The 3,619-nt window shown below is 71.3% G+C and carries 4 protein-coding genes and 1 tRNA gene; 3 read left to right on the top strand and 2 right to left on the bottom strand.

Annotation, left to right across the window (positions count from 1 at the left end):
- Positions 1–854 (bottom strand): glycerophosphodiester phosphodiesterase (locus GUY60_RS35855; protein WP_161705606.1); only part of this gene is annotated, 854 nt, incomplete at its 3' end.
- Positions 855–1,169: 315 nt separating this feature from the next.
- On the opposite strand from GUY60_RS35855, the gene GUY60_RS35850 reads away from it, so the two are divergent.
- The 3 genes from GUY60_RS35850 (at position 1,170) to GUY60_RS35840 (ending at position 3,357) form a co-directional block, all read left to right on the top strand.
- Positions 1,170–2,651, top strand: a complete 1,482-nt coding sequence (locus GUY60_RS35850; protein ID WP_161705604.1) for a S1C family serine protease — start codon at positions 1,170–1,172, stop codon at positions 2,649–2,651.
- 74 nt (positions 2,652–2,725) lie between these two features.
- A tRNA-Ser gene (locus tag GUY60_RS35845) sits at positions 2,726–2,810 on the top strand.
- Positions 2,811–2,937: 127 nt separating this feature from the next.
- Entirely contained in the window at positions 2,938–3,357 is a 420-nt protein-coding gene (locus GUY60_RS35840) for a hypothetical protein (RefSeq protein ID WP_161705603.1), read from the top strand.
- Positions 3,358–3,364: 7 nt separating this feature from the next.
- On the opposite strand, the gene GUY60_RS35835 is transcribed toward GUY60_RS35840, so the two are convergent.
- On the bottom strand, positions 3,365–3,619 hold a 255-nt coding region (locus GUY60_RS35835), incomplete at its 5' end, for a primase alpha helix C-terminal domain-containing protein (protein ID WP_223178776.1).

The raw sequence follows: 3,619 nt of genomic DNA, 5'->3' as shown, positions 1-3,619 counted from the left end.
CGGCCGAGCTGGGTGAGCACCGCGCGGGGGCGGTTGGTGATGATGGCGTCGATGCCGAGGCGGGCGCAGAGTTCCACGTCCTCCGGCTCGTTCACGGTCCACACATGCACCTGGTTTCCGGCACGCTTGAGTTTCTCGATGTACGCCGGGTTGTTGCGGACGATGCGGATTCCCGGGCCCGCGATGCCGATGCCGCGCGGGAGCCGGCCGTCGCGGTAGCGGGGCGAGACGAACTGCATCAGGTAGACCGTCGGGAGCGTCGGCGCGGCGGCACGCACGCGGTGCAGCGAACGTGCCGAGAAGCTCATGATCCGTACCGGGGAAGGTCCTTCGGCGGGCGGCGCGTCCAGGCCGAACCGCTTGAGCAGGAGCAGCAGCCGCTCCTCGACCTGGCCCGCCCAGCGGGTCGGGTGTTTGGTCTCGATGGCCAGCTCGACGGGGCGGCCCGCGTCCGCGACGAGTTCGAGGAGCCTCTCGAGGGTGAGTACCGAGGTGTCGGCCCGGTCGGGGTGCTCGGTCCAGTCCGGGGACTCGGCGGGTTCCTCGGCGTCCGCGCGTACCTTCCAGGAGCCGAAGTCGAGAGCGGCCAGGTCGGCGAGTTCGAGGGCCGAGACGGCGCCGCGACCGTTTGACGTACGGTTGACGCGGCGGTCGTGGACACACACGAGGTGGCCGTCCGCGGTGAGGCGGACGTCGCATTCCAGAGCGTCGGCGCCGTCCTCGATGGCCTTCTTGTAGGCGGCGAGCGTGTGCTCCGGTGCGTCGTCGGACGCACCCCGGTGGGCAACGACCTGAGGGGCCCCGGCGGAGGACCGGAAGGGGCCCGCGGAAGGTGTCTGTGGTGCGGAAGTCACCGCGTCATGGTGTCACTCGCACGGTCGCGCGCGTGGACCGCGCCGGAACCTCGCGGAGACTCGGCGCATTCCTCGCGGTGACTCAGCGGATGCGTCCGTTTCGTCCGAGATAAAGGATGGCGGCAAGACACACAGGTGCGGCTTATGGTGCCCTGACGTCCCATGGGAAAAGCTGAAACCACACAGTGGGAAAAGCTGAACCGCACAGTGGGAAAGCTGAACCGCACAACTGCACAGAACGCACAGCTGCACAGACCGTACGACTGCACAGCTGGGCCATGACGACATGGCGCCGTGGATCGAGGAGAGAGAGCCGTGAGCACAGAGAACGAGGGCAACGAGGTAACACCCGGCCCGTCCGTACCTCCTGCGCCTCCGGCAGCCGCTCCCGACGCGACTCCCGGTACGGGCGAGGTTCCTGGTGCGGGCGAGGTCTCTGGTGCGGCCGGGGGCCATGGTGCTGAGCACGCGGGCGTGCCCGGCGGTTCGGCCGAGCAGCACACCGCACCGCTGCCGCCCGTGCCTCCGGGCCCGGCGGCGCCGGGTGCCGCGCCCGCGGGTGGCGGCGGCTGGCCGCCGCAGCCGCCTGCCGTACCGGCGTACGCGCACGGCACCGGTGGACACGAGTGGGGCGCGGCCTACCAGCCGCCGCCGCAGCAGGGCTCCGGCAAGGGCCGGGGCGGACTGGTCGCGGGCGTCCTGGTGGCGGCGCTGGTCGCGGGCGGTATCGGCGGCGGCGTCGGGTACTGGGCGGCGGAGCGCAACGACACCGCGGTGGACTCGACCACCGTCTCGGCCTCCGACACCCCGGCCGACCTGAAGCGCGAGCCGGGCACCGTGGCGAACATCGCCGGCAAGGCGCTGCCCAGCGTCGTCACCATCGACGCGCAGGGCGGCGGCGCGCAGGGCGAGGGAGAGGGCGGCACGGGCACCGGCTTCGTATACGACAAGCAGGGCCACATCCTCACCAACAACCATGTGGTGGCGTCGGCGGCGGACGGCGGGCGGATCGCGGCGACGTTCTCGAACGGCAAGAAGTACGCGGCGGAGATCGTCGGCAAGGCACAGGGCTACGACGTGGCGGTGCTGAAGCTGAAGAACGCCGACGGGCTCGCCCCGCTGCCGCTCGGTGACTCCGAGAAGGTGGCGGTCGGCGACTCGACCATCGCGATCGGCGCGCCCTTCGGTCTGTCCAACACCGTGACGACCGGCATCGTCAGCGCCAAGAACCGCCCGGTGGCCTCCGGCGACGGTACGGGTTCCAAGAACTCGTACATGAGCGCGCTGCAGACCGACGCGTCCATCAACCCCGGCAACTCGGGTGGTCCGCTGCTCGACGCGCGGGGTGCGGTGATCGGCATCAACTCCGCGATCAAGCCGGCGGAGAGCGGGGGCGGGCTCGGCGGCGGTCAGGGCGGCTCCATCGGCCTGGGCTTCGCCATCCCGATCAACCAGGTGAAGACCGTCGCCGACCAGTTGATCAAGACCGGCAAGGCGGTCTACCCGATGATCGGCGCCTCGGTCTCCCTGGACCAGAGCACCAGTGACGGGGCGCGCATCTCCGAGCAGGGCGTGGGCGGTTCGGCGCCGGTCACGCAGGGCGGTCCTGCGGACAAGGCGGGTCTGAAGCCGGGCGATCTGATCACGCGGCTCGACGACCGGCCGATCGACAGTGGCCCCACCCTGATCAGCGAGATCTGGACGCACAAGCCGGGCGACACGGTGAAGTTGACGTTCGTACGGGGCGGGGACGAGCGGACCGTCGACGTGGTCCTGGGGAGCAAGGGCGAGGACTGAAGGTCCCGCGCACCCACCCTGTCCCCGGAGGCCGGTAGGCTGTAGCCCGCTCCGCAGCGGGTCGGCGGGGCGAGGGTGGGTTGCCCGAGCGGCCTAAGGGAACGGTCTTGAAAACCGTCGTGGCGAGAGTCACCGTGGGTTCAAATCCCACACCCACCGCAGCGTGGCTTCAGCGGCCAGGTGAGAAGGGGTGCAGCCAACTCGGCTGCGCCCCTTCCGCGTTGGTCCCTCTTGCGCGTCGGGCACCGTTCCGGGTGGGGACCCGATAACCGATGGAGGTCGACGGATGAGCGCACGGTACGTCGGCCGGCACACCGGGCGTCGTCGCACCGGCGGCGGTACGGAGGGGGAGCCGGGCGGCCCCGTGCGCCGCCCTGAGAGCGCGCCGCGCTCCGAACGTGCGCCGCTGCCCGAGCGTGCGCCGCTCCCCGAGCCCGAAGCCTCCGAGCCCGCCCCGCAGGAACCCGCACCGAAGGACCTCGCCCCGCAGGACCCCTCACCGCAACACCCCCCGCACCCTCCTTCCCCCGTCGGACTGGGTCGGCTCATGACGGTTCTGCTCTGGGTGGTGGGGCTTGTCTCTGTGGCGGTGATCGGGCTGCTCGTAGTCGGGGTCGTGGACTTCATGGACGACCTGGAGCATCCGTACGAGAACGGGTTCTCCGACTGGCAGTGCCCCGCGGACGAGGTTCCCTGCCGGCCCTGAGCCCTTGTCAGCCGGTCGCGCCCGCGGTTCCGCTCCGTCCCGACACCACCCGGGCCGCCGAAGCGATCGTCGTGCGGGCCTCGTGAGGGGTGAGGCCTGTGCGGGTGGCCGCGGTGGTGAGGCGGGGGGCGAGGGTGTCGCCGATGCCGTTCTCGTACGCGCGGCAGGCGGCCCAGAAGAGGCGGGTGTTGCGTTGGCCGACGTGGGCGCCGAGGACGAACTGGACCAGGCCCTCCCCCTGCGCGGCGCTCGGCGTGCCCGG

It is taken from the genome of Streptomyces boluensis (genome assembly GCF_009908195.1).
Classification (GTDB): domain Bacteria; phylum Actinomycetota; class Actinomycetes; order Streptomycetales; family Streptomycetaceae; genus Streptomyces; species Streptomyces boluensis.
Note: the sequence above shows the minus strand (reverse complement) of the source record. Positions and strands in the feature narration are given on the sequence as shown.

What these genes read in the sequence shown, in the direction of transcription:
- GUY60_RS35840 (WP_161705603.1), top strand. Translation starts at nt 2,938, where the DNA reads ATGAGCGCACGGTACGTCGGCCGGCACACCGGGCGTCGTCGCACCGGC.